23 protein-coding genes and 4 tRNA genes are annotated in these 22,545 nt (G+C 65.8%); 6 read left to right on the plus strand and 21 right to left on the minus strand.

What is annotated here, in order from left to right:
* Positions 1-9 precede the first annotated feature (9 nt).
* Both KB879_RS24585 and KB879_RS24590 read left to right on the plus strand, forming a co-directional pair.
* Positions 10-423 carry a biopolymer transporter ExbD gene (locus tag KB879_RS24585; protein ID WP_013957344.1) on the plus strand — a complete coding sequence of 138 codons (414 nt, stop codon included), beginning with the start codon at positions 10-12 and terminating at the stop codon, positions 421-423.
* A 240-nt stretch (positions 424-663) separates the two neighbouring features.
* Positions 664-993, plus strand: coding sequence for a hemin uptake protein HemP (locus KB879_RS24590; protein ID WP_211979955.1), 330 nt, complete (start codon positions 664-666; stop codon positions 991-993).
* Positions 994-1,267: 274 nt separating this feature from the next.
* On the opposite strand, the gene KB879_RS24595 is transcribed toward KB879_RS24590, so the two are convergent.
* From KB879_RS24595 to KB879_RS24605, 3 genes are all read right to left on the minus strand, one after another.
* Complete coding sequence (locus KB879_RS24595; protein WP_041228012.1) at positions 1,268-1,675, minus strand: heme-binding protein; 408 nt, start codon at positions 1,673-1,675, stop codon at positions 1,268-1,270.
* Between the two features lie 158 nt (positions 1,676-1,833).
* The gene (locus tag KB879_RS24600; protein ID WP_211979956.1) at positions 1,834-2,127 is read right to left on the minus strand and encodes a hypothetical protein; all 294 of its coding nucleotides are present in this window, start codon (positions 2,125-2,127) and stop codon (positions 1,834-1,836) included.
* Positions 2,128-2,403: 276 nt separating this feature from the next.
* Complete coding sequence (locus KB879_RS24605; protein ID WP_013957348.1) at positions 2,404-2,751, minus strand: hypothetical protein; 348 nt, start codon at positions 2,749-2,751, stop codon at positions 2,404-2,406.
* A gap of 162 nt (positions 2,752-2,913) precedes the next feature.
* On the opposite strand from KB879_RS24605, the gene KB879_RS24610 reads away from it, so the two are divergent.
* Positions 2,914-3,000: transfer RNA gene (locus KB879_RS24610), tRNA-Leu, on the plus strand.
* 93 nt (positions 3,001-3,093) lie between these two features.
* On the opposite strand, the gene KB879_RS24615 is transcribed toward KB879_RS24610, so the two are convergent.
* Positions 3,094-4,188 carry a YeiH family protein gene (locus KB879_RS24615; protein ID WP_013957349.1) on the minus strand — a complete coding sequence of 365 codons (1,095 nt, stop codon included), beginning with the start codon at positions 4,186-4,188 and terminating at the stop codon, positions 3,094-3,096.
* Between the two features lie 98 nt (positions 4,189-4,286).
* Between KB879_RS24615 and KB879_RS24620 the strand changes: the two genes are divergently transcribed.
* On the plus strand, positions 4,287-5,216 hold the full coding sequence (locus tag KB879_RS24620; protein WP_211979957.1) for a LysR family transcriptional regulator: 930 nt from the start codon (positions 4,287-4,289) through the stop codon (positions 5,214-5,216).
* A gap of 18 nt (positions 5,217-5,234) precedes the next feature.
* On the opposite strand, the gene KB879_RS24625 is transcribed toward KB879_RS24620, so the two are convergent.
* The 6 genes from KB879_RS24625 to uvrC all read right to left on the minus strand — a co-directional run bounded on the left by KB879_RS24625 (position 5,235) and on the right by uvrC (position 10,225).
* Positions 5,235-6,467, minus strand: a complete 1,233-nt coding sequence (locus KB879_RS24625) for a cation:proton antiporter (protein ID WP_013957351.1) — start codon at positions 6,465-6,467, stop codon at positions 5,235-5,237.
* 393 nt (positions 6,468-6,860) lie between these two features.
* Positions 6,861-6,934: transfer RNA gene (locus tag KB879_RS24630), tRNA-Cys, on the minus strand.
* Between the two features lie 120 nt (positions 6,935-7,054).
* Positions 7,055-7,130: transfer RNA gene (locus tag KB879_RS24635), tRNA-Gly, on the minus strand.
* 61 nt (positions 7,131-7,191) lie between these two features.
* Positions 7,192-7,267: transfer RNA gene (locus KB879_RS24640), tRNA-Gly, on the minus strand.
* Between the two features lie 172 nt (positions 7,268-7,439).
* Positions 7,440-8,039 carry a CDP-diacylglycerol--glycerol-3-phosphate 3-phosphatidyltransferase gene (gene pgsA / locus KB879_RS24645; RefSeq protein ID WP_013957352.1) on the minus strand — a complete coding sequence of 200 codons (600 nt, stop codon included), beginning with the start codon at positions 8,037-8,039 and terminating at the stop codon, positions 7,440-7,442.
* A gap of 113 nt (positions 8,040-8,152) precedes the next feature.
* Positions 8,153-10,225 (minus strand): excinuclease ABC subunit UvrC, encoded by a 2,073-nt coding sequence (uvrC, locus tag KB879_RS24650; RefSeq protein ID WP_371827373.1) that lies wholly within the window; start codon positions 10,223-10,225, stop codon positions 8,153-8,155.
* 110 nt (positions 10,226-10,335) lie between these two features.
* On the opposite strand from uvrC, the gene earP reads away from it, so the two are divergent.
* Positions 10,336-11,496 (plus strand): elongation factor P maturation arginine rhamnosyltransferase EarP, encoded by a 1,161-nt coding sequence (gene earP, locus KB879_RS24655; protein WP_211979958.1) that lies wholly within the window; start codon positions 10,336-10,338, stop codon positions 11,494-11,496.
* A gap of 211 nt (positions 11,497-11,707) precedes the next feature.
* Positions 11,708-12,268 carry an elongation factor P gene (efp, locus tag KB879_RS24660; protein WP_010814696.1) on the plus strand — a complete coding sequence of 187 codons (561 nt, stop codon included), beginning with the start codon at positions 11,708-11,710 and terminating at the stop codon, positions 12,266-12,268.
* An 88-nt stretch (positions 12,269-12,356) separates the two neighbouring features.
* On the opposite strand, the gene nagZ is transcribed toward efp, so the two are convergent.
* The 11 genes from nagZ to KB879_RS24715 all read right to left on the minus strand — a co-directional run bounded on the left by nagZ (position 12,357) and on the right by KB879_RS24715 (position 22,507).
* Positions 12,357-13,406 carry a beta-N-acetylhexosaminidase gene (gene nagZ, locus KB879_RS24665; protein ID WP_153954744.1) on the minus strand — a complete coding sequence of 350 codons (1,050 nt, stop codon included), beginning with the start codon at positions 13,404-13,406 and terminating at the stop codon, positions 12,357-12,359.
* A gap of 29 nt (positions 13,407-13,435) precedes the next feature.
* Positions 13,436-13,843: a holo-ACP synthase gene (acpS, locus tag KB879_RS24670; RefSeq protein WP_013957357.1), complete on the minus strand. Its 408-nt coding sequence runs from the start codon at positions 13,841-13,843 to the stop codon at positions 13,436-13,438.
* Positions 13,840-14,622 (minus strand): pyridoxine 5'-phosphate synthase, encoded by a 783-nt coding sequence (gene pdxJ, locus KB879_RS24675; protein ID WP_153954743.1) that lies wholly within the window; start codon positions 14,620-14,622, stop codon positions 13,840-13,842. Before pdxJ ends, acpS begins: the two co-directional genes overlap by 4 nt.
* Before the next feature lie 41 nt (positions 14,623-14,663).
* Entirely contained in the window at positions 14,664-15,557 is an 894-nt protein-coding gene (gene recO / locus KB879_RS24680; protein WP_013957359.1) for a DNA repair protein RecO, read from the minus strand.
* A 19-nt stretch (positions 15,558-15,576) separates the two neighbouring features.
* Entirely contained in the window at positions 15,577-16,515 is a 939-nt protein-coding gene (gene era, locus KB879_RS24685) for a GTPase Era (protein ID WP_211979959.1), read from the minus strand.
* Positions 16,512-17,282, minus strand: a complete 771-nt coding sequence (gene rnc, locus KB879_RS24690; RefSeq protein ID WP_010814690.1) for a ribonuclease III — start codon at positions 17,280-17,282, stop codon at positions 16,512-16,514. Before rnc ends, era begins: the two co-directional genes overlap by 4 nt.
* 1 nt (position 17,283) lies before the next feature.
* Positions 17,284-17,676, minus strand: coding sequence for a DUF4845 domain-containing protein (locus tag KB879_RS24695; protein ID WP_013957361.1), 393 nt, complete (start codon positions 17,674-17,676; stop codon positions 17,284-17,286).
* Between the two features lie 50 nt (positions 17,677-17,726).
* A complete protein-coding gene (gene lepB / locus KB879_RS24700) occupies positions 17,727-18,626 on the minus strand; it encodes a signal peptidase I (protein WP_013957362.1) in 900 nt (299 codons plus the stop codon).
* A 95-nt stretch (positions 18,627-18,721) separates the two neighbouring features.
* A complete protein-coding gene (gene lepA, locus KB879_RS24705) occupies positions 18,722-20,515 on the minus strand; it encodes a translation elongation factor 4 (protein ID WP_013957363.1) in 1,794 nt (597 codons plus the stop codon).
* A 207-nt stretch (positions 20,516-20,722) separates the two neighbouring features.
* Positions 20,723-21,007 carry a glutaredoxin family protein gene (locus KB879_RS24710; RefSeq protein ID WP_041228427.1) on the minus strand — a complete coding sequence of 95 codons (285 nt, stop codon included), beginning with the start codon at positions 21,005-21,007 and terminating at the stop codon, positions 20,723-20,725.
* A gap of 15 nt (positions 21,008-21,022) precedes the next feature.
* Positions 21,023-22,507 carry a DegQ family serine endoprotease gene (locus KB879_RS24715; protein ID WP_211979960.1) on the minus strand — a complete coding sequence of 495 codons (1,485 nt, stop codon included), beginning with the start codon at positions 22,505-22,507 and terminating at the stop codon, positions 21,023-21,025.
* Between the last annotated feature and the right edge of the window lie 38 nt (positions 22,508-22,545).

Here is a 22,545-nt window from a genome sequence, read left to right on the forward strand (position 1 = left end):
GAAGTCATCATGGCATTCGGTACTCTCGACAGCGACGACGACGAGGTGATGAGCGAGATCAACATGACGCCACTGGTCGACGTCATGCTGGTGCTGCTGATTATCTTCATCATCACCATCCCCGTGATCAACCACGCGGTGAAGATCGACCTGCCGCGCGCCACCAACACCCCGAACGACCCGAAGCCGCAGAGCATCAACGTCTCGATCGACGCCAGTGGCAAGGTCTTCTGGAACCAGGTGGAAGTGGACCAGGCCACGCTGGAAAGCAATATCGCGCTGGCCGCGCAGCAGCAGCCGCAGCCTGAGCTGCACCTGCGCGCGGACCGCGAGGTGCGCTACGAGCGCGTGGCCGAGGTCATGGCCGCCGCGCAGCACGGCGGCCTGGGCAAGATCGGCTTTATCACCGAACCCAAGCAGTAGGCGGGCGCCACCAGGCGCTCCGGAACGGCAAAGGGCACCTCAGGGTGCCCTTTGCCGTTGATGCCGCCGATTCGTGCGACCAGCCTGCGCTGCGTCGTCGCCGCGGCCCCTTCCCCGCCGCTCATGGTCGTTCCGCGAATCTTAGTCGGAAGCTATTGTAATGATAACGATTCTTATTTAATATCTTTCCATCGACTGCGCCATGACCGGCGCGCCCTTTTTGCAGAACGGAGCCAGAAGATGAGCACACTTTCCCTGCCGCTGTCGCAACCGCGTGAAGTCACCCGCCGCCGGCTGTCGCTGCGCCGCGTCGAGGTCGCCGCGCAACCGCGCCGCGAGGCCAGCGCGAAGGCAGCACCGTCGACCATCGCATCCGTGAAGTCCGCGGTAGCGGCCCTGCCCGCCCGGCTGGAGGCACTGGTGCGCGACAGCCTGTCGCCGGCACCTGCCGGCGAGCCGGTGGCCCTGGACGCCATCATGCACGGCGCCAGCACCCTGCCGATCCTGCACAACGGCGAGGTCTACACGCTGCGCGTCACGCGCTACGGCAAGCTGATCCTGACGAAATGACGCGGCCCTGGGGCGCGATACCGCAAGGTTGAAGCCAGAGGGAAGCGATCGAGACCCGCGTTGGGCGCGGGTGCCACGTACGTGGCAGTAAAAACTCTTGTGGGGACCACCTCGGAACGAGGTGTTGGGGCAGTAGCCAGGTACTGGTGTCGCGGGCGGGATTCAGACCCCACGCCGGACCGACCGTACCCAGCCATGCCCTCTTTTATGCCGCCCCGCAGGCCATGCCTGCGGGGCATTTTCATGTGCCGGCACAGTGGCCGGCGCAAGGGCTTTACAGGCCCAGTGCAGCGATGCCGGCACGCGCGATCTGCGCGTCTTCGGTCGACTTCACGCCCGACACGCCCACGGCACCGACCACCTGATCGTTGCAGACGATGGGCACGCCGCCCTCCAGCATGCCTTGCAGCACCGGCGCCGTCATGAACGAGTAGCGGCCGTTGTTGATCATGTCTTCGTAGACCTTCGACTCACGACGGCCCAGCGACGAGGTACGGGCCTTCTCGCCGGCAATGTAGGCCGAGATCGGAGCGGCACCATCCAGGCGCTGCATCGCCAGCATATGGCCGCCATCGTCCACCACGACGATCGACACGGCCCATTGATGATTCTTCGCCTCGGTTTCCGCTGCGGCCATGATCTTCTTCACGTCGTCTGCCGTCAGAACCGTCTTTTGCTGCATGCCACTCTCCTGGTCATTCATTTGGTTGAGGCCGAAGTATAGCGCCGCGCCCCGGCCATCGTCATGACAGGCGCCCCGTTGCGGTGCGCCGGGGCACGGGCAAAAACAAGAATGGCCCGCGTTCAGCGGGCCATTCATCATGCACGGACAATAGCGATTCAGGCGCCGTCTGTGAACGGATCCGGCTTGCCCATGCGTGCGCCGTCGGTAAACGGATCGGGCTTGCCGATGCGCGCGCCATCGGTGAACGGATCGGGCTTGCCGAGGCGGGCACCGTCGGTGAACGGATCCACCTTGCCCATCTTGGCACCATCGGTGTATGGGTCCGTCTTGCCGACCCTGGAGCCGTCCAGGTATGGATCGACCTTGCCGACGGAGGCAAATGCGGAGGTGGAAAGCGCGCCCAGCGCGGCCAGCGCTGCGACGGCAGCAACGGCTTGTGTGATCTTCATGGATATTCCCCTTGCTATTCTTTGGTTGGCGGAGGCACCGTGCAGCACTTTGGGGCGCCGTCATCACGATGTCACGATAACAGTTTAGGGGGAAACCCTTACATCGATAGAGGCGATGCTTTGAGCAGTCTGTTCAAATAATTTGACTACTCTGAGCAAGGGGGCGAATTTCCGGGAACTGGCTCCAGCGCCTCATGTCGCAGTGCGGCAGGAAAAAGGAAGGGGCCCCCGGAGGGCCCCTTCTCTTTCAAAAAGCTTGCGTAGATCGAACGACGATCAGTCGTCGCGCCAACGGCCGTGACCATGACCATGGCCACGATAGTATCCCGGCGGGCCATAGTAGCCGCGGTGGCCGCCGTAATAACGCGGCGGGCCGTAGTAGCCAGGACCGTAGTAGACCGGACGCGGGCGTACCACCACCGGGGGCGGGCCGTAGTAGACCGGCGCAGGCGCCACCACGACAGGCGGCGGTGCATAGTAAGCCGGGGCCGGCGGATAGTAGGCCGGCGCGCCAACCACCACGCCCGGCACCCCAATTGCCACGCCGACGCTCACATGGGCCATTGCTGCCCCGGACGCAAGCCCGGCTGCGACACCGAATGCTGCGAGCCACCAACGTTTCATATCCGCCTCTCAAAGTGAGATTTCTCTTACTCCGTATTGTAGGGCTTCGGAATTTTCCAGGTGCAACGGCGAGGTCGACATTGTTACCAGCCGTAACAGTGGCGTCACATTTTTCGCGCTTGCATCCGGGATGCGGAGCCACCACAATACCGGGCTTGCCGTGCGGCCGTGGAGAAATTGGTAGACTCAGCAGACTTAAAATCTGCCGCCTTTCCAGGCTTACGGGTTCGAGTCCCGTCGGCCGCACCAGGGCGTACAGCCGCCCACCCCTTCGGCTCCCGGCCCCAAACAAAAAAGGGGGCCATCGCCCCCTCTTCTGATGCCTTCAGGTCCGCGCGCGCGTCAGGACATCGCGTAGCACATCAGCGCACCCACTCCCATCAGGAACACGAACAGCACACCGGCCAGCGCCAGCGGCTTGCGTCCGGCGCGCACCAGGTCGCCGATGCGGGTGTGCAGGCCGATCGCCAGCATCGCGCAGGCCAGCAGCCAGTTGTCCAGCGCGATCAGCGGCGCCTTCCAGGCGGTGGGCACGGTGCCGGCCGAGTTGACCGCCATCACTGCGACAAACCCCACCGCGAACCACGGCACCGACTTCAGGATGCCACGCAGGCGGCTGCCGCCGGCAGTGCCTTGCTCCGCTTGCGCACCGCCCTGCGGCCACAGCGCCATCACCAGCAGCAGCGGACCCAACGCCAGCACGCGCACCATCTTGGCCACCACGGCAGCGTCGGCGGTCGGCTCGCTGATCATCTTGCCGGCGGCGATCACCTGGGCCACCTCGTGCAGCGTCGCGCCGGTGAAAATACCGAACATGCGCTCGCTGACGGCCCAGTGCCAGTGGCCGGTCGCCAGTTCGTACAGATAGGGATAAAGCAGCATGCCGACGGTGCCGAACAGCACCACCGTCGCCACCGCCACGGCGGTCTGCTTGTCGTCGGTGCGCACCACCGACGATACGGCGATGGCCGCGGCGGCACCGCAGATGGCGCTGCCGGAGCTGACCAGGATCGCTTCGCGGCGGCTCAGGCCGAAGAACCTCGTACCCACCCAGGTGCCGAACAGTAGCGTGGCCACCAGCATGGTCAGCGGCACCACGATGCCCGGCAGGCCGAGCGCGACGATCGAGGCAAAGGTCAGGCGCAGTCCGTACAGCGCCACACCCAGGCGCAGCAGGTAGTGGCGTGCGACCTGCATTCCGGGCGCCAGCGGTGCCAGCCAGTGGCGCGGCAGCGTATTGGCCGCAACCATGCCGGCACACATGGCCAGCGTCAGCGCGCTGAGACCATAGCGCGCCACGGCCGGATGCTCGGCCAGCGCAATCGCCAGCCAGGCAATGCCGCCCAGCGGGACCAGCGTCAGCAGGCGCTGCGACCACGGCGGCGGCAAGGCCGGCGCGGCGGCCGGGGTGGTGCGGGGGGCGGAGACGGAGGACATGGCAGGCTCGGGTCGTGTTCTTTAGTGACTCAAGCGTACTGGCGCCCAGCTAACCCGTAAAACGGGTAATATCGTTATGTGTTATTGATTATATCGATATGAACCACCGCCCCGACCCCCGGCCTGAACACCGCCCCCTGCGCCTGACGCTGCGCCAGCTGTCCGTCTTCGTCGCCGTGGCCCAGCATGGCAGCACCATGGCGGCGGCGCAGGCACTTGCGATGTCGCAGTCGGCTGTCAGCGCCTCGCTGGCCGAGCTGGAGCGCGCGCTCGACAGCCCGCTGTTTGACCGCGTGGCCCGCCGGCTCAGCATCAACGAGACCGGCCGCCAGTTTTTCCCGCGCGCGCTGTCGCTGCTGGACCAGGCCCAGGAATTGGAGCGCTTTGCCACCCAGACCGGCGTGCAGTTGCGCATCGCGGCCAGCAATACCATTGGCAGCTACATCCTGCCGCCGCTGCTGGCGGGCTTTCGCCATTCGCGCAGCGGACCGTGCACGCTGGATCTGCGCATCGGCAATACCCGCGAAGTGCTGCAATCGTTGCTGCAGTTCGACGCCGATATCGGCCTGGTCGAAGGCGCCAGCCATGAGCGCGACCTGCGCAGCGTGCGCTGGTGCGATGACGAGATGGTGGTGGTGGTCGGCCCCTCGCATCCGCTTGCGGCCGTGCCGCATGACCTGGTGGCGCTGCGCGATGCCGAGTGGATCGTACGCGAGCCCGGCTCGGGCACGCGCGAGGTCATCGAGGAACGGCTGATGCCGCTGCTGGGCGAACTGCGCTTCGCGCTGGAACTGGGCAACGCCGAAGCCATCAAGCGCGCCGTGATGAGCGGCTTCGGCGTCAGCTGCCTGTCGCTGCATGTGGTGCGCGATGAGCTGGAACGCGGCACGCTGGTGGCGATCCGCGATGGCCTGCCACGCATCGTGCGGCCGCTGCAGCTGGTGGTGCACCAGGACAAGTTCCCGACCCAGGGGCTGCTGGCCTTTACCGAATACCTGCGCACCATGGCGCCGAGGATCGGCGGCTGAGCCGCACCCGGGCTCCGGTCAGGCCGGCTGCGGATCCGCGCTGCGATTGCGCCGCGCCGTGTACAGGTCGAGCAGGTGGAACAGCACCGGATTGAGCATGATCGACAGCAGCGCCCCGGCCAGGATCAGCGCCTGGCCGCGCTCGGGCAGGATCTTCAGGTAGACGCCGAGGCTGGCGAGAATGAACGAGAACTCGCCGATCTGCGCCAGGCTCACGGCAATGGTCATGCCGGTCTGCCCGGAATGCCCGAAGGCACGCACGATGGCCAGCGCCGCCAGCGACTTGCCCACCACGATGATAAACACCGTCGCCAGCACGCCCCACGGGTCGTTGACCAGCACCATCGGGTCGAACAGCATGCCCACGGATACGAAGAAAAGCACGGCGAAGGCATCGCGCAGCGGCAGCGACTCTTCGGCCGCACGATGGCTGAACTCGGACTCCGCCAGCACCATGCCGGCAAAGAACGCGCCCAGCGCGAACGAGACGCCAAAGAGCGCATAGGCGCCGTAGGCCACGCCCAGCGCCGTCGCCAGCACGCCCAGGCGGAACATCTCGCGGTTGCCGGTCCAGACGATGCGCTCCAGCATCCACGGGATAAAGCGCCGGCCGATCACCAGCATCACCGCGACGAAGGCAGCCACCTTGCCCAGCGTCGCGAAGATCGCGAACACCACCTCGCCGGTAGCAGGCGCGGCCTCGCCCGATGTTTCGCCGGCCCCCGCCAGCAGACCTGCCATGGCCGGCAGCAGCACCAGGGCCAGCACCATCGCCAGGTCTTCCACGATCAGCCAGCCGACCGCGATGCGGCCCTGCGGCGACTCCACCAGGTCGCGCTCCTGCAGGGCCTTGAGCAGCACCACGGTGCTGGCCACCGACAGCGCCAGCCCGTACACCAGCCCCTGCCCCCAAGACCAGCCGAAGCCCCAGGCCACCAGCATGCCCATCAGCGTGGCGATGCCAATCTGCACCACCGCCCCCGGAATGGCGATGCGCTTGACCGCCATCAGGTCCTTGATCGAAAAGTGCAGTCCCACGCCGAACATCAGCAGGATCACGCCAAGCTCGGCCAACTCCGGCGCCAGGGCCTGGTCGGCGGTATAGCCGGGCGTATGCGGTCCGACCACGATGCCCGCGCACAGGTAGCCGATCAGCGGCGGCAGGCGCAGCCGGCTGGCGATGGCGCCAAGGATAAAGGCCAGGACGATACCGCCGACGATGGTACTGATAAGCGGGGTGGCGTGATGCATGCGTGCGGGATTCCTCGTGTCAGGGGCTGAACGGCTAACCCGCTCCCTGCCCTGGCAACCGCGACAGCGCATCCGGCGCGCACCAGCGGTCAGCGCGGGAAAGTCGCCGCAACAATCGGCAGCAGCATCGGAACGGGGAAGAACGGGAAGTGCCGCAGCGGCCCCGGACACGCCAGCGGCGCGTCACGGATCGGGGATGGCGATTGACATGCGGCCCCGCTATCCATCACGCGGAGCCCCCCGAAAAGCGTACGACAGGAGTAATGTAACATGCCCGCCACGTGCCCGAGGCGCGGAGATGGCGGACGATCCGGTGCCTGCTTGCCTGAACGCGAGGTGAGAACTGGCCCGGAAAACAAAAACGGCGCCGCGAGGCGCCGTTCTGCATGCAACTGGAGGCGGAGGTCGGAATCGAACCGGCGTACACGGCTTTGCAGGCCGCTGCATAACCACTCTGCCACCCCGCCAGGTGACGTGCTGCTGGATTGTATCCGCATTCAGCCGATGCTGCCGGAGCCCAGCTTCCGGCAATGTCTTGCGGCGATTCAACCCAAACAAAAAGGGAAGCGGTGCTTCCCTTTGGGGATTGGAGCGGGAGACGAGTCTCGAACTCGCGACCTCAACCTTGGCAAGGTTGCGCTCTACCAACTGAGCTACTCCCGCATACAACTTTTTACTGCCAGCCCCGCATCGTGCGAGGCACGCTGCCGGACCTTCTTTAACCTGGAGCGGGAGACGAGTCTCGAACTCGCGACCTCAACCTTGGCAAGGTTGCGCTCTACCAACTGAGCTACTCCCGCAGGGGCACTACCAAAATCCAACTAAGGTGTTTTATGCTGCAACACGCTGTTATCTCACAACATCTTGCGTTAAACCAACCCTATCTCGCTGCTTTCGTTTGCGTCGTCAGCAACGAGAATGAGATTATGCAAAGAACTGCTCTCGTCGTCAACACCTTTTCAAAAATTCTTTTCACTTTTGCGCGCCGGCGCGCGCCACCATCCCGCTGCGCTCGCGGATCTGCGGCCAGGCAAGCTTCATGTAATAGAACATCGACCACAGCGTCAGCACTGCCGCCACGTAGATCATCCACGTGCCGAGCAGGTGAGCATCGAAGCCGAGCAGGCGGTCGCTGTACAGCAGCAGCGGGATCGCCACCATCTGCACCGTGGTCTTGAGCTTGCCGAGGAAGTTCACCGCGACGCTCTTGGAAGCGCCGATCTGCGCCATCCATTCACGCAGCGCCGAAATGGTGATCTCGCGCCCGATGATCACCAGCGCGATCAGGTCCGTGACCCGGCCCAGCGCCAGCAGCGAAAGCAGCGCCGCCGTCACCATCAGCTTGTCGGCGACCGGGTCCAGGAAGGCGCCGAACGACGAGGTCTGGTTCCAGCGCCGCGCAAGGAACCCGTCCAGCCAGTCCGTGACCGCGGCAATGATGAAAAACGACGCCGCCGTCAGGTTCTTGGCATGCATCGGCAGCCACGCGTCGGGCAGGTAGAACACGCCTACCACCAGTGGAATCATGGCGACACGAAGCCAGGTCAGCAGGATCGGGAAATTGAAGGGCATGGAACTCGGGCGGCGGGGGACGGTAACCAATCTTGCGATTGTCGCCGATTTCCGGACCAATCGACCATCATTGGCCAATTTCCCACCCCGCACCGCCCCGCGGCCCCGCGCGCTCAGTGCAACTGCCGGTAGATCTCTTCGGCCAGGCCGCGTGAAATGCCCTCGACGCTGGCCAGCTCATCGATGCTGGCGGCCATCACGCCGCGCAGCCCGCCAAAGCGGGTCAGCAGCTTCTGGCGCCGGCGCGCGCCGATGCCCTCGATCTCTTCCAGGCGCGAGGTGGTGCGCGTCTTGGCGCGGCGCGCGCGCATGCCGGTGATGGCAAAGCGGTGCGCCTCGTCGCGGATCTGCGCCACCAGCATCAGCGCGGCGCTGCCCTGCCCCAGCTCCAGCGAGGGACGGCCATCGGCGAACACCAGCGTCTCCAGGCCGACCTTGCGGCCCTCGCCCTTGGCCACGCCGACCAGCAGCCCGATATCCAGCCCAAGCTCTTCGAACACCTGCCGCGCCACCTCGACCTGGCCCTTGCCGCCGTCGATCAGCACGATCTGCGGCACCTGCGCCGCGGCTTCGCTGCCGGCCTCCATGCCGCCGTCTTCCTGGATCTGCTCGACCAGCTTCTGGTAGCGCCGCGTCAGCACCTGGCGCATGGCCGCGTAGTCATCGCCCGGGATGATGTCCTGAATGTTGTAGCGGCGGTATTCGCTGTTCTGCATGTCGTGGTGGTGGTACACCACGCACGACGCCTGGGTGGCCTCGCCGGCGGTATGGCTGATGTCGAAGCACTCCGCGCGCAGCAGCGCCAGGTCTTCCAGATCCAGCCCGATGGTTTCGGCCAGCGCGCGCGTGCGCGCCTCCTGGCTGCCCTGCTCGGCCAGCCGGCGCGACAGCGCCAGCGCCGCGCCCTGCTGCGCCATCTCCAGCCAGACCTTGCGCTGGCCCTGCGGCTGGCGCACCAGCGTGACCTTGCGCCCGGCGTGCAGCGTCAGCGCCTCGAGCACCGTGGCATCGTCCGGCGCATGGCTGACGACGATGATGGGCGGCGCCGGCTGCTCCAGGTAGTGCTGCACCATGAAGGCCGACAGCACCCGCGTGGCGATGCGGTCGACGGTCAGCGGCAGCGCGGCTGCGGCGCTGTCCGCCCCATCCTCGCGCTCCTCGGCGCGTTCATCGGCATCCTCGACGATCATCGCCGCTTCGTCGGCATGGGCCGGGAAGTAGGCCTTGTCGCCCAGATGGCGGCTGCCGCGCACCATGGCCAGGTTGACGCAGGCACGCCCGCCCTCCACCGCCACGGCCAGCACGTCGATATCGCGCGCCTGCCCGCCCACTTCTTCCACCGCCTGGCGCTTGAGCACGGTCGACAGCGCCGCGATCTGGTCGCGCACGGCCGCGGCCTGCTCGAATTCCAGCCGCTCGGCGTGCTGTTCCATCTTGCCCTGCAGGCCCTCCAGCACCTCGGTCTGGCGGCCTTGCAGGAAGCGCGCCGCGTTGGCGACGTCGCGCGCATAGTCTTCTTCGCTGATGGCGTTGACGCACGGCCCGGTGCAGCGGTGGATCTGGTGCAGCAGGCACGGCCGCGTGCGGTTGTTGAAGACGGTGTCCTCGCAGGTGCGCAACTGGAACACCTTCTGCAGGATCTGCATGCTCTCGCGCACCGCATAGGCGCTCGGGAACGGCCCGAAGTACTGGTGCTTGCGGTCGGTGGCGCCGCGGTAGTACGCCATGCGTGGGAAGCGGTGCCCGGTCAGCTTCAGGAACGGGTACGACTTGTCGTCGCGGAACAGGATGTTGTAGCGCGGCGCCAGCGCCTTGATCAGGTTGTTCTCGAGCAGCAGCGCCTCGGCCTCGGTGCGCACCACCGTGGTATCGATGCGGGCAATGCGCGCCACCATCATCGCAATGCGCGGCGACAACTGGGTCTTGTTGAAATAGCTCGATACCCGCTTCTTCAGGTCGCGCGCCTTGCCCACGTACAGAACATTGCCGGCAGCATCGAAATAGCGGTACACGCCCGGCAGGCCGGGCAGGCGGGAAATGACCGGGCGCGGATCGAACGGCTCCGGCGGCGCTTCAACAGACGCCTCGGCAGTCACCTCGGCTGGCTGGGCGGCCGGCGTTTCGGGCGGCATTTCGGCCGGAACTTCGTCGGCGGGTTTCGGGGAATCGGGTTGCTGGTCGGACATTGGGGACGGTGACCGCTACACGGCCTGCGCGCATCAAAACGGCATGGCCTCTAAAATCGCAAGTTTAGAGCAATTCAGCGCGCGCCCCGCCCGCGCGCCCCTCACCTGTCATGCCTATCCGCTCCTGGGACATCTTCTGCACCGTAATCGACAACTTCGGCGACATCGGCGTCTGCTGGCGGCTGGCCCGCCAGCTGGCGCAGGAGCATGGGCACGCGGTGCGGCTGTGGGTCGATGACCTGGCCAGCTTCGCGCGGCTGGCGCCGGAACTCGATACCGGCGCCACCGTGCAGCGCCTGGCGGGCGTGGAGATTCGTCCGTGGCGGCCGGGTGGCGATAGCGACGTGGATGACACCGCCGGGGTCGAGCCACACGATGCCGTCATCGAAGCCTTCGCCTGCGATGTGCCGCAAGCCTTCCTGGCCCGCATGGCCGCGCGTGACCCCAAACCCGCCTGGATCAACCTGGAATACCTGAGCGCCGAGCCGTGGGTACGGGAGCACCATGCGATGCCCTCGCCCCATCCGCGGCTGCCGCTGGTGAAGCATTTCTTCTTCCCCGGCTTCGAGCCGGGCACCGGCGGCCTGCTGCGGGAATCGATGCTGGGCGCGCAGCGCGCAGCCTTCCTCAGCGGCACGGCCGCCCAGGCGGCCTTGTGGCACCGGCTGAGCGTGACACCCCGGCCCGATGCGCTGCGCGTGAGCCTGTTTGCCTACCGCAACCCGGCCCTGCCCGTGCTGCTGGAGCAATGGCGCGATGCCGCCGAGGCGGTCCATTGCCTCGTGCCCGCAGGCCTGGCCGCGGACCAGGTCGCCGAATGGCTGGGCACCCCGCTGCGGATTGGCGATCCGGTGCAACGCGGCAGCCTGTGCGTGCAGCTGATCCCTTTCGTACGCCAGGAGCACTTTGACGAACTGCTGTGGGCCTGCGACCTGAACTTCGTGCGCGGCGAGGATTCCTTCGTGCGCGCGCAGTGGGCGACACAGCCGCTGGTGTGGCATATCTACCCGCAGGACGATGCCGCGCACCGGACGAAGCTCGATGCCTGGCTCGACCTGTTTCGCCAGAGCGGCGTGGCGCCGGAAGCGGCCAGCGCGCTGACGGAGTTCTGGCACGCCTGGAACGGTTTTGGCGTTCCCCTCGACTGGCCGCGCCTGCGTGCGCACCTGCCGGCACTTGCTGCAATCGCACCGCGCTGGGAGCGGCGCATGCAGCATCCCGGCGATCTTGCCGCCAACCTGGTGGCCTTTTGCGAAAATCAGGTAAAATGATCGGTTGATTCAAATGGCGACCGGGCCGGAGAACCAGGGCCTTTCCCAGGCGTCAGACTGACACTGGGCGAAGACCTGAATGCAAGCTGAGCACGGGGTCGCGAGCGCGTGAACGCCTCTCGTTGGGGCTCACAGGCTCACCGCAGGTGATGCCGGCAGCGCGCCTTCGCCATTCCAAATTCCTACTTTCTATTTCAGGAAAACAGTTCAGATGAAAATCGCACAGGAACTCCGCGTCGGTAACGTGTTCATGATCGGCGGCGATCCGATGGTCGTGCAGAAGGCCGAATACAACAAGTCGGGCCGCAACGCCGCTGTGGTCAAGATGAAGTACAAGAACCTGCTGACGGACGCACCGGGCGAGTCGGTGTTCAAGGCCGACGACAAGTTCGAAGTCGTGGTGCTCGAGCGCCGCGAATGCACCTACTCGTACTTCGCTGACCCGATGTACGTGTTCATGGACGCCGACTACAACCAGTACGAAGTCGAGAAGGACAGCATGGGCGACTCGCTGAACTACCTCGAAGACGGCATGAATGTTGAAGTGGTGTTCTACAACGACAAGGCCATCTCGGTTGAAATGCCGACCACGCTGGTCCGCGAAATCGTCTACACCGAGCCGGCCGTCAAGGGCGACACCTCGTCGGGCAAGGTGCTCAAGGGCGCCAAGATCAACACCGGCTTCGAGCTGCAAGTGCCGCTGTTCTGCAACATCGGCGACAAGATCGAAATCGACACCCGCACCGGCGAATACCGTAGCCGCGCCAACTAAGGCGCTCGCTTCGCCCCGCTTCAGCGCGGGGCCGGTCAACAAAAATGGCAGCCTCGGCTGCCATTTTTGTTTCTGCACGCAGCCCCGTTCAGGCGATCAGGTCGTGCTCTTTCAGCGTGCGCAGCGCGGCGCGGTACTCGCCTTCCTGGTGCAGCTTGTTCCAGTCCAGTGGCTTCCTGCGCGCGAACAGCTTGCGGATGCGGCGCTGCGAGGTCTTGTCGATGCCCACGTCCAGCTCGCTAAGCAACTGGTCGGCGCGCTCCGGATGGTTGCAGATCAGCACCATGTCGCAGCCCGCGGTCAGCGCGGCGCGCGCGGCCTCGGTGACATTGCCGGCGACGCTGGCGCCTTCCATGCTGAGGTCGTCGCTGAAGATCACGCCCTCGAAGCCCAGCTGGGCGCGCAGCACATCCTGCAGCCAGTAGCGCGAGAAGCCGGCCGGGTTCGGGTCGACCTTGGGGTAGATCACGTGCGCGGGCATCACCGAAGACAGCGACAGGCCCAGCCATTCATACGGGCGCGCATCCTGCTCCAGGATCTCGTCCAGCGAGCGCTCGTCGACCGGGATCGCCACGTGCGAATCGGCCTCGACATAGCCGTGGCCGGGGAAGTGCTTGCCGCAGTTGCTCATGCCGGCCAGCAGCAGGCCGTGGTTCAGGTGGCCGGCCAGCATCGACACCACGCGCGGATCGGCGTGGAAGGCGCGGTCGCCGATCACGGCGCTGCGGCCGTAGTCCAGGTCCAGCACCGGGGTGAAGCTCAGGTCGATGTCACAGGCGCGCAGCTCGGCGGCCAGCACGTAGCCGCAGGCCACGGCGGCCTTGGTCGCGGCCAGCACGTCGCGCTCCCACAGCCCGCCCAGGCGGTGCATCGCCGGCAGGTGGGTGAAGCCGTCGGTCTTGCAGCGCTGCACGCGCCCGCCTTCATGGTCGATGCAGATCAGCACGTCGTCGCGCACTGCTCGGATCGCGCGCGTCAGCGCCAGCAGTTGCGCGCGCGACTCGAAATTGCGCGCGAACAGGATCACGCCGCCGGTCAGCGGATGCGCGATGCGGCGCGCATCCTCCGCGTCGAGCTGCTTGCCGACGACGTCGAGGACCACCGGGCCCGGCCGCTTGCCGGAGTTCTTCTTGGACATGGAAGTTGTTGGATTCACAAGGCTGTAGGTTAGGAAGCCGCCCCGCCCGCACGCTCGGCAATGGCGAAGGCGACGGCAAAGTCGTGCTCGTCACTGACACTGACCCGCACGGTGAGCCCGCGTTCCGCCAGCCATGCGGCCAGCTCGCCATGGCACACCGCCGTGGGCTCGCCGGACGGCAGGTTCATCAGCTCCATCGCGCGCCACGTCATCGGCCAGCGCATGCCCAGGCCGATGGCCTTGGAGAACGCCTCCTTGGCAGCGAAGCGCGTGGACAGGAAAGCCAGCCCGCGCTTTTCGGAACGCGCCTTGCGGGCGTGGTACTTGGCCAGCTCATCGGGGCCCAGCACCTTCTCCGCGAAACGGCCGTTGGTGCGTTCCATCACGCCCTGCACGCGGGCGATCTGGATGATGTCGGTGCCGACGCCGTAGATCACGCCGGGGCGCCCGCGGCAGGGTAGCGCGTGCCCAGGCGCGCGGCGACCATGATGGCCTTCATCTCGCGCACCGCGTTCTCCCAGCCCGCGAACACCGCATGCGCCACGATCGCGTGGCCGATGTTCAGTTCCTTGATGCCGGGCAGCGCGGCAATCGGCTGCACATTGGTGTAGTGCAGGCCATGGCCGGCGTTGACCACCAGGCCGTGCTTCTGGCCGGCATCGACGCCATCGGCGATGCGGCGGAACTCGAGCGCCTGCTCATCGGGCGTATGCGCATCGGCATAGCGGCCGGTATGCAGCTCGATCACCGGCGCGCCGCACGCGGCCGCGGCGGCGATCTGGTCGGCATCGGCATCGATGAACAGCGACACGCGGATGCCGGCGCCGGCCAGCTGCGCGCACGCCGCCTTGACCTGCTCGAAACGCCCGGCCACATCCAGCCCGCCCTCGGTGGTCACTTCCTCGCGGCGCTCCGGCACCAGGCACACGTCCTGCGGACGGATTTCACAGGCGATGTCGAGCATCTCCTGCGTGATCGCGCATTCCAGGTTCATGCGCGTGGCCAGTTGCGGGCGCAGCGCGCGCACGTCGGCATCGCGGATATGGCGGCGGTCTTCGCGCAGGTGCAGCGTGATCAGGTCGGCGCCGGCCTGTTCCGCCAGCAGCGCGGCGCGGATGGGATCGGGGTACACGGTGCCGCGCGCGTTGCGCAGCGTGGCGACGTGGTCAATATTGACGCCAAGGTCGATGACGCCCGGATTTGCGTGGAAGATCATGCGAGCAGGTGCAGGAGTAAGTCGGAGGGTTCTTGAGTCGGTCAGAGATACTGCAGGTCGATCAGTATCTGGCGCGTCTTCAGTGGCGCGCCTTGCAGATAATAATGCAGCAGGAACCGCATCAGCGCGCGGCTTTGCGCGGCGGTCTGCGCGCGGCTGTAATCGTCCTGCGCCATGTCCAGCAGCGTCTGGCCAGTGACCACCGGCCACGACGACGGGTCGCTCGGCTGCGCGCGGCGCACGCCGCGCTCTGGCTGGTAGACATAGTCCAGGCCTGGCTGGACCCGCTCGCCGGTGCTCAGGCACTGGTCGAAGGCCACCGCGAAGCCGGTTTCCTGCAGCAGCACGCGTTCAAAGCTGCGCAGCACCAGCCCGGCTTGCTCGCCGTGCGCCAGCCGCGTCAGCGTCGTCAGGTAGTGGCGGAACAAGGCCGGATGCGCGTCCTCGCGCGGGCAGAAGCGCATCAGCAGCTCGTTCAGGTAGAACGCCGACAGCAGCGCGTCGCCGTCCAGCGGCGGCATGCCGCCGACCCACTCGGCCTTGGTCAGGGTCTTGACCTCGCCGCGGCCGCTCCATGACACCGAGACCGGGTGGAAATGCTGCAGCACCGCGCGTAGCGCGGAGTGCGGGCGCTTTGCGCCCTTGGCCACCATCGAGATGCGGCCGTAGTCGCGCGTGAACAGGTCCAGGATCAGGCTGGTCTCGCGATACGGCCAGGCGTGCAGCACAAAGCCGGGCTGCTCGGCCACGCGCGACTCGGGCCGCGCCGGCACGATGCGCATGGCGCGGTCCATCATCGCGCGCGCGGCCGCGTCGGCCATGCCCGGCAGCGCCTTGCTGTCGAGCAGTTCGGCGGCCTCGTCGACCACGGGGTCGGCGCGGCGGGACCGTGGCGCCGGCGCCGGCGCGCGCGCGATGTCAGCCGTCTTGCTCACTGGTCGCTCGCCGTTATGCTCACTCGTAGCCGTACGCGCGCAGCCCAGCTTCGTTGTCGGCCCAGCCGCTCTTCACCTTGATCCACATTTCCAGGTAGACCTTGCCGTCGAACAGCTTTTCCATGTCCAGGCGCGCCTCGGTGGAGATCTGCTTGAGCTTGGCGCCCTTGTTGCCGATGATCATGGCCTTGTGCGCGTCGCGCTCGACCAGGATGGTGGCAAAGACGCGGCGCAGGCGGCCCTCGGTCTCGAACTTGTCGATGATCACCGTGCTGGTGTACGGCAGCTCGTCGCCGGTCCAGCGGAACACCTTCTCGCGGATGATCTCCGAGGCCAGGAAGCGCTCGCTGCGGTCCGTCATGGCGTCGGCGTCATACATCGGCTCGCCTTCCGGCAGGTAGGGCCGGATGATCGCGAACAGGCGCGCGATATGGTCGTGGGTCTTGGCCGTCATCGGCACCACTTCGCGGAACGGGAACTGCTGCCCCATCTTTTCCAGGAAGGGCATCATCACTTCCGAGCGGTTCTCGCCGTTGACGCGGTCCAGCTTGTTGGCGATCAGCAGCACCGGCGTGCTCTTCGGCAACAGCGACAGCACCTTTTCGTCGTCGGCGCCGTAGTAGCCGGCCTCGACCACGAACAGGACCAGGTCCACCGACGACAGCGTGGACGTAACCGCGCGGTTCAGCGAACGGTTCAGCGCGCTGGCGTGGCGGGTCTGGAAGCCCGGCGTGTCGACGAACACATACTGCGCGTCATCCGTGGTCTGGATGCCGACGATGCGGTGCCGCGTGGTCTGCGCCTTGCGCGAGGTGATGCTGATCTTCTGGCCGACCAGCGCGTTCATCAGCGTGGACTTGCCCACGTTGGGGCGGCCGACGATGGCCACGGTGCCGCAGCGGAACGCCGCGGCCGGGGTATCCGCCGCGTCTTGCTGCGGATGGGTAGATTCGGTCATTCCTTCAACCTGAGAGACAGCTGTGGGTCTTGCGGCACGGGTTGCTTGCGGGTCTTGCCGGTGCGCTCGGCGCGGCTGCGCTTGAGCAACTGCGGCACCAGCTTCTGGACTTCGTCCAGCGCCAGCTTGGCGGCGGCCTGCTCGGCGGCGCGCCGCGAGGCGCCGGTGCCGAACACCCGGACTTCCAGTTTAGGCACCGTGCACTCGACTTCAAACTGCTGGCTGTGCGCGGCCCCGTGTGTGGCGATTACGTTATATTGCGGCAGGGCGATCTTATGGCCCTGCAGGTATTCCTGCAGCAGGGTCTTGGCGTCCTTGCCGAGCGTGCGCGGATCGACCTGCTCCAGGATCGGGATATAGAGCTTGCGGATCAGCGCCCGGGCGGCATCGAAGCCGGCGTCCAGGAACACCGCGCCGACGATGGCTTCCAGCGCATCGGCCAGGATCGACGGGCGGCGAAAGCCCCCGCTCTTGAGTTCGCCCTCGCCCAGGCGCAGGGTATCGGACAACTGCAGCATCTGGGCGATCTCGTACAGCGCCTGCTGCTTGACCAGGTTGGCCCGCACGCGCGACAGGTCACCCTCGTCGAGCTTGCCGAACATGCCATAGAGCATGTCCGCCACGGCGCAGTTGAGCACCGAATCGCCCAGGAATTCAAGGCGTTCGTTGTGCTGGGCGCTGTGGCTGCGGTGCGTCAGCGCCTGTTGCAGCAATTCGGGCTTGCTGAATCGGTAGCCGAGTCGTTGCTGCAAGGCGTCAAGGTTCATATCAGTGCTGCGTTCCTGAATAGGTAATCAGTAGGCTCAGGGGTCCATAGACGGGCACCTCGGTCCGGTACGAGAAATCGACCGACTGGATGGTGCCGTTCTCGTCTTCCCGGATCAGGAGGTCCTCGGCCTTGACTGCGGTAATCCGGTCGATGACTGCCTGTTTCTCAAAAAAATCGACCACTTCGCGCTTGTTGGTGGCGCGCTGCTTGGCATAGCTGGCCGCGCGCTTGACCGAAAAATACTCCACCAGACTCGGGATCGCGCGCAGGGCCGGCAAGGCCACCCCGATCACGAACACCACGATCACCAGCAGCGTCCAGACGGAAAACCCGCCCATGCCTGCCCGGCGTCGTACCGGATTCCTGCCCCCCACCTTCCCAAATTGACCCATGATGCGCTTGTCCTCGTTTTGCGTTGAGTGTTCTTGCGCCGCGGGGATTCTTATTTGAACGTTCCCACGCGTCCGAAATTGCCCAGGTTCATCCAGATCACAAAGGCCTTGCCGACGATATTCTCGTCCGGCACGAACCCCCAGTAACGGGAATCCAGGCTGTTGTCCCGGTTGTCACCCATGACGAAATAGTGACCCGCAGGTACCTTGCAGGTCACGCCCTGCTGATTGTAAGTGCAGTTTTCCCGGTACGGGAAATCCGGGTCCGCCCCCGCGATAAACGACGGGCGGTCGGCGTCGTTCAGGATGCCATGATCGACGCTGCCTGGCAGCTTTTCGCGGAAATGCTTGGAATACGCCAGGCGCTCCTCGTCCAGGAAATCCGGCAGCGCAGTGTACTCGGCCGGCTTGCCGTTGATGGTCAGGCGCTTGTTGGCATACTGCACCACGTCGCCCGGCACGCCGATCACGCGCTTGATGTAGTCGAGCGACGGGTCCTTCGGGTAGCGGAACACCATCACGTCGCCGCGCTGCGGCTCGCCCATGTCCACGACCTTCTTGTTCACCACCGGCAGGCGGATGCCGTACTCGTACTTGTTGACCAGGATGAAGTCGCCGATCAGCAGCGTCGGGATCATCGAGCCGGACGGGATCTTGAACGGCTCGACCACGAACGAGCGCAGCACGAACACCGCCAGGATCACCGGGAAGAAACTGGCCGAATACTCCAGCCACCACGGCTGGCGCAGCTTTTCCTCGGCCAGGCGCTTGCGCGTGGCGTCAGCTTCCGCCGCGCCGAAGCGGCCCTGCAGGTCGGCCTGGCGCGAATCGAACTCGGCCAGCGCCAGCCGCGCCGAAGAGCGGCGCTGCCGCTCGAACACGAGCTTGTCCGCAACCCACGCGACGCCCGTAATCACCACCAGCACAAAAAGGATCAGTGCAAAATTCATGACGGCTTCTGGTTTTTTGAAATCCTGGTACAGCCTGTTCTTTCACCACGGCGGCAAGCCGCCGCGCGTGGCACTGCCCTGCTCGCTGCGCCTTCTTACTTGTCGTCCACCTGCAGGATGGCCAGGAAAGCCTCCTGCGGGATCTCGACCGTACCGACCTGCTTCATCCGCTTCTTGCCGGCCTTCTGCTTTTCCAGCAGCTTCTTCTTGCGCGTGATGTCCCCGCCGTAGCACTTGGCCAGCACGTTCTTGCGCAGCGCCTTGACGTTTTCGCGCGCAATGATATTCGCGCCGATGGCGGCCTGAATCGCCACGTCGTACATCTGGCGCGGAATGATCTCGCGCATCTTGGCCGCGACCTCGCGGCCACGGTATTGCGAGTTCGAACGGTGCACGATCACCGACAGCGCATCGACCTTGTCGCTGTTGATCAGGATGTCGACCTTGACGACGTCCGACGGGCGATATTCCTTGAACTCGTAATCCATCGACGCATAGCCGCGCGACACCGACTTCAGGCGATCGAAGAAGTCCATCACGATTTCCGCCATCGGGATCTCGTAGGTCAGCTGCACCTGCTTGCCGTGGTAGCTCATGTTGATTTGCGAACCGCGCTTCTGCGTGCACAGCGTAATCACCGAGCCGACATATTCCTGCGGCATATACAGATTGACGGTGACGATCGGCTCCAGGATCGCCTCGATCTTGCTCGGGTCCGGCATCTTCGCCGGATTTTCCACGGTGATCACGGTGCCGTCGCGCATCTCGACCTGGTACACCACCGTCGGCGCGGTGGTGATCAGGTCCATGTCGAACTCACGCTCCAGGCGCTCCTGCACGATCTCCATGTGCAGCAGGCCGAGGAAGCCGCAGCGGAAGCCGAAGCCCAGCGCCTGCGACACTTCCGGCTCGAACATCAGCGAGGCATCGTTGAGCCGCAGCTTTTCCAGCGACTCGCGCAGCGCCTCGTACTGGTTGGCCTCGACCGGGTACAGGCCGGCGAACACCTGCGGCTTGACTTCCTTGAATCCCGGCAGCGGCGCCTCGGCCTTGCGCTGCATGGTGGTGATGGTGTCGCCCACCTTGGCCGCCTTCAGCTCCTTGATGCCGGCGATGACGAAGCCGACCTCGCCCGCCGTCAGCGCATCGCGGGGGATCGACTTCGGCGTAAACACGCCCACCTGTTCGACCAGGTGCTGTGAGCCGTTGGCCATCAGCAGTACCTTGTCTTTGGGACGCAGGGTGCCGTTGACCACGCGCACCAGCATCACCACGCCAACGTAGTTGTCGAACCACGAGTCGATGATCAGCGCCTGCAGCGGCGCGTCGGCGTCGCCCTTGGGCGGCGGCACCTTGGCGATCAGCGCCTCGATCACGTCCTGCACGCCCTGCCCGGTCTTGGCCGAGCACGGCGTGGCGTCCTGCGCATCGATGCCGATCACGTCCTCGATCTCCTGGATCGCGTTATCGGGATCGGCCTGCGGCAGGTCGATCTTGTTGAGCACCGGCACCACTTCCACGCCCAGCTCGATTGCGGTGTAGCAGTTGGCCACGGTCTGCGCCTCAACGCCCTGCGAGGCGTCGACCACCAGCAGCGCGCCTTCGCAGGCGGACAGCGAGCGGCTCACTTCATAACTGAAGTCGACGTGTCCCGGGGTGTCGATCAGGTTCAGGTTGTAGACCTGGCCGTCGCGCGCCTTGTAGCTGAGCGCAGCGGTCTGCGCCTTGATGGTGATGCCGCGCTCCTTTTCGATATCCATCGAATCGAGGACCTGCGCTTCCATCTCCCGATCCGACAGCCCTCCACAAAGCTGAATGATCCGGTCGGCCAGGGTGGACTTCCCATGGTCGATATGGGCAATGATCGAGAAATTACGGATATGGTCCATCTAGTGTTCAGGGGGCGCCGGCGTGAGAGCCCGCGCGGCAACAAGCGGTTGAGCGGCCCGGCGCCGCGCGCCGCAAGGCGTGCGCGGGCGTACCGCAGGTTCGGGGGGTGCAATTTTTGCGCCAATCTGCAATTTTACCGGATTTTCAATGACTTCCGGGTCGTCAAATGGCGGCGTGGCGCGGCGGGCGGCGGTTACCGGCGGGGATCAGCAGGTGGTGTGCGCGCCACCATGTGCGGCAAGCCACACCCTTACGGCCGCTTCGTCGAGGAAATAGTGGCAAAGCGCCACGGCGCTGCCTTGCAAGTCTGCCGGCGTGCCTGGCATCAGTACCGGCACCAGCTCGCCAAAGCGGTCTTCCAGCCCCGCATCGGCATCGACATCCACCTCATGCAGGGTGAAAGAAAAATCGCGCCGGAGCGGCTCCAGCGCGACCTTCATGTCTTCGCAAAGGTGGCAGTATGCCCGGCCGTACAGCGTCAGCGCGGGCATACCGGCCATGGCGGATCAGCGGCTGGACGTGGCGCCAGGACGCAGCGTCAGCACCTGGGTGGCGTCGCCGCGCCGCACGAACACCGCGGCAATCCGGTTCTTGTCCAGGCTACGCACCAGCTCGTTGAACTGGCGGGCGTTGGTCACGTCCGTATCGCCCAGGCGCAGGATGACGTCGCCCGGACGGATGCCGGCACGCAGCGCCGGGCCGTCGGCCACTTCCACCTCGACACCCGACTTGAGCTTGAGCTCCTTCAGGCGCGCCTCGGGCAGGTCATTGACCACCAGGCCCAGCGCGTTGGGCTTGCCGGCCTGCGCCGCGCTGTCGTCCTTGGGCGTTGCGCCGCTGCGGGCCTTGGCCTTGCCGTCCGGCTCCAGCTCGGTGACGGTGATCGTGACGTCGCGGGTCGCGCCCTTGCGCCACAGCTGCAGCGGCACGCGCGTGCCCGGCTTGGTCTCGCCCACCATGCGCGGCAGGTCCGAGGCCCGCTCGATATCGCGGCCGTTGAACTTGAGGATGATGTCGCCGGCCTCGATGCCCGCCTTCTCGGCAGGACCACCCGGCTCGACGCTGCCGACCAGCGCGCCGCGCGCACGGCCCAGGCCCAGCGAATCGGCCACCTCCTTGGTGACGTCGCCGATGGCCACGGCGATGCGCCCGCGCGTCACGCGCCCGGAGGCCTTGAGCTGCTCGGACACGCGCATCGCCTCGTCGATCGGGATCGCGAACGAGATGCCCATGTAGCCGCCGCTGCGGCTGTATATCTGCGAGTTGATGCCGATCACCTCGCCGCGCAGGTTGATCAGCGGGCCGCCGGAATTGCCGGGGTTGACCGCCACGTCGGTCTGGATGAACGGCAGGTAGTCGCCCGTGTCGCGGCCCTTGGCCGAGACGATGCCGGCGGTCACGCTGTTGTCCAGTCCGAACGGCGAGCCGATAGCCAGCACCCATTCGCCGGCGCGAACCTTGTTGGAATCGCCCAGCGGCAGGCGCGGCAGCCCGCTGGCCTCGACCTTGAGTAGCGCCACGTCGGTGCGCTTGTCCGAGCCGATCAGCTTGGCCTTGAATTCGCGCTTGTCGGGCAGCGTCACATAGATGGTTTCGGCATCGGCGACCACGTGCGCGTTGGTCATCACGTAGCCGTCCTGGCTGATGATGAAGCCCGAACCCACGCCGCGGCTCTGCTCTTCCTGCTGCGGCGGCTGGCCGCGGCGGGGGGCGCCGGGCGCCGGGGCACCGGGCATCGGCACGCCGAAGAAGCGCCGAAAGAATTCCGCCATCTCGTCATCGCCGCCGGGCGCACCGCGCTGGCGCACGAGTTCCGTAGTGCGGATATTGACCACGGCCGGGCTCGCCTTTTCCACCAGGTCGGTGAAATCGGGCAGGTTGTAGTTGGAGGCGGCAGCCTGGGCATGGCTGACTTCGGCAACAGTCGGGCCGAGCAGCATCATGGCAGCCATGACCACGGCCCGCGCCAGGGCTGGAGATCTGAACATCATCGACAACTCCCGGGATTCAGCAAATAGAAGAAAAACCG

The organism is Cupriavidus sp. KK10, from assembly GCF_018223725.1.
GTDB classification, from domain to species: Bacteria; Pseudomonadota; Gammaproteobacteria; order Burkholderiales; family Burkholderiaceae; genus Cupriavidus; species Cupriavidus necator.

Excerpts from the sequence above, each read along its gene's own strand:
- KB879_RS24585 (WP_013957344.1), top strand. The coding sequence starts at position 10 with ATGGCATTCGGTACTCTCGACAGCGACGACGACGAGGTGATGAGCGAG.
- KB879_RS24590 (WP_211979955.1), top strand. The coding sequence starts at position 664 with ATGAGCACACTTTCCCTGCCGCTGTCGCAACCGCGTGAAGTCACCCGC.
- KB879_RS24595 (WP_041228012.1), bottom strand. The coding sequence starts at position 1,675 with ATGCAGCAAAAGACGGTTCTGACGGCAGACGACGTGAAGAAGATCATG.
- KB879_RS24600 (WP_211979956.1), bottom strand. The coding sequence starts at position 2,127 with ATGAAGATCACACAAGCCGTTGCTGCCGTCGCAGCGCTGGCCGCGCTG.
- KB879_RS24605 (WP_013957348.1), bottom strand. The coding sequence starts at position 2,751 with ATGAAACGTTGGTGGCTCGCAGCATTCGGTGTCGCAGCCGGGCTTGCG.
- KB879_RS24615 (WP_013957349.1), bottom strand. The coding sequence starts at position 4,188 with ATGTCCTCCGTCTCCGCCCCCCGCACCACCCCGGCCGCCGCGCCGGCC.
- KB879_RS24620 (WP_211979957.1), top strand. The coding sequence starts at position 4,287 with ATGAACCACCGCCCCGACCCCCGGCCTGAACACCGCCCCCTGCGCCTG.
- KB879_RS24625 (WP_013957351.1), bottom strand. The coding sequence starts at position 6,467 with ATGCATCACGCCACCCCGCTTATCAGTACCATCGTCGGCGGTATCGTC.
- pgsA (WP_013957352.1), bottom strand. The coding sequence starts at position 8,039 with ATGCCCTTCAATTTCCCGATCCTGCTGACCTGGCTTCGTGTCGCCATG.
- uvrC (WP_371827373.1), bottom strand. The coding sequence starts at position 10,225 with ATGTCCGACCAGCAACCCGATTCCCCGAAACCCGCCGACGAAGTTCCG.
- earP (WP_211979958.1), top strand. The coding sequence starts at position 10,336 with ATGCCTATCCGCTCCTGGGACATCTTCTGCACCGTAATCGACAACTTC.
- efp (WP_010814696.1), top strand. The coding sequence starts at position 11,708 with ATGAAAATCGCACAGGAACTCCGCGTCGGTAACGTGTTCATGATCGGC.
- nagZ (WP_153954744.1), bottom strand. The coding sequence starts at position 13,406 with ATGTCCAAGAAGAACTCCGGCAAGCGGCCGGGCCCGGTGGTCCTCGAC.
- pdxJ (WP_153954743.1), bottom strand. The coding sequence starts at position 14,622 with ATGATCTTCCACGCAAATCCGGGCGTCATCGACCTTGGCGTCAATATT.
- era (WP_211979959.1), bottom strand. The coding sequence starts at position 16,515 with ATGACCGAATCTACCCATCCGCAGCAAGACGCGGCGGATACCCCGGCC.
- rnc (WP_010814690.1), bottom strand. The coding sequence starts at position 17,282 with ATGAACCTTGACGCCTTGCAGCAACGACTCGGCTACCGATTCAGCAAG.
- KB879_RS24695 (WP_013957361.1), bottom strand. The coding sequence starts at position 17,676 with ATGGGTCAATTTGGGAAGGTGGGGGGCAGGAATCCGGTACGACGCCGG.
- lepB (WP_013957362.1), bottom strand. The coding sequence starts at position 18,626 with ATGAATTTTGCACTGATCCTTTTTGTGCTGGTGGTGATTACGGGCGTC.
- lepA (WP_013957363.1), bottom strand. The coding sequence starts at position 20,515 with ATGGACCATATCCGTAATTTCTCGATCATTGCCCATATCGACCATGGG.
- KB879_RS24710 (WP_041228427.1), bottom strand. The coding sequence starts at position 21,007 with ATGCCCGCGCTGACGCTGTACGGCCGGGCATACTGCCACCTTTGCGAA.
- KB879_RS24715 (WP_211979960.1), bottom strand. The coding sequence starts at position 22,507 with ATGATGTTCAGATCTCCAGCCCTGGCGCGGGCCGTGGTCATGGCTGCC.